The sequence below is a fragment of the Cupriavidus sp. SK-4 genome (genome assembly GCF_000611125.1).
In the GTDB taxonomy this organism is placed as follows: domain Bacteria; phylum Pseudomonadota; class Gammaproteobacteria; order Burkholderiales; family Burkholderiaceae; genus Cupriavidus; species Cupriavidus necator.
In genome coordinates this window covers 1-1,094 of record NZ_JFJW01000208.1, presented here as the reverse complement: position 1 = coordinate 1,094, position 1,094 = coordinate 1, and the positions used below count along the sequence as shown (strand labels likewise).

Below are 1,094 nucleotides of genomic sequence, written 5' to 3'. Positions count from 1 at the left end.
GGCCGGGCGGGCCTGGTCGATCGGCTGCGCCTGCACCGTGCCCGGCGCCACCGGCATGGTGGCCACGCCGGGCGCAGTGTTGACGTCGGCACCCGGCGGCACGATGCGCAGCAGCTGGCCGACCTCGATCTGGTTCACATTGGTCAGGTTGTTCCACGTTGCCACATCGCGATACGACTGGCCATTTTCCAGCGCGATACGGTAAAGGGTATCGCCTCGCTTGACCCGATAGTATCCGGGGGGCGCCGGTTCCAGCGTCGCGGCCGTGGTACCGGAAGTGGAGGTACGGTCAACCACGGGTGCCGGCATCGGCGAATTGGCGCAGGCGGCCAGCAGGGCCGTCAGCGCCGAGGCCGCAAAAAGTTGTCCGGCGCGTGCGAAATATTGCGATTTCACGATGTTGTGCATAGTTCGACTCAGATGGTGCCCGATTTTAAGGGCACAAAGAAAACGGCTTCAAGCGCGGTTCTGTGAAAGCGATGGCGGTTGCGCCGCTCGATCAGCAAGAGCTGCTGCGTGACGGTCTGGCCCGGCACGCCCGCCGACGGCATCACCGCCACCGGGGCGATCAGGCGCCCGCCGATGGCCAGCTGCTCCAGCAGCGCCTCGGGCACCTCCATGCCGGCCGCGGCCAGGATGATGGCCGAAAACGGCGCCGCCTGGGGCAGCCCCAGCATGCCGTCGCCATAGTGCAGGCGCAGGTTGGGCACGCGCAGCGGCCGCAGGTTCGCCTTGGCCTGCTCGTGCAGCGGGCGGATGCGCTCGATCGAGAAGACTTCGCGCGCCACCTGGCTCAGCACCGCGGCCTGGTAGCCGCAGCCGGTGCCGATCTCGAGCACGCGCTCCAGCGGCGCGTCGGCGGCCAGGCCCTCGCGCAGCAGCTCGATCATGCGCGCCACCACCGACGGCTTGGAAATGGTCTGCTGGTGGCCGATCGGCAGCGCGGCGTCCTCATACGCCTGCGATGCCAGCCCCGGCTCGACGAACAGGTGGCGTGGCACGGTGGCAATGGCCGACAGCACGCGCTCGTCGCGGATGCCTGCGGCCCGCAGCCGCGCCGCCAGCGCCACGCGCGCGCGCGCCGAGGCCATGCC

The 1,094-nt window shown here is 69.5% G+C and carries 2 protein-coding genes; both read right to left on the bottom strand.

The features are described 5' to 3' along the window. A partial coding sequence (locus CF68_RS34455) for a LysM domain-containing protein (RefSeq protein ID WP_035827951.1) occupies positions 1-408 on the bottom strand: 408 nt, incomplete at its 3' end. 8 nt (positions 409-416) lie between these two features. Beyond that, positions 417-1,094 (bottom strand): protein-L-isoaspartate(D-aspartate) O-methyltransferase (locus CF68_RS34450; RefSeq protein WP_035827949.1); only part of this gene is annotated, 678 nt, incomplete at its 5' end.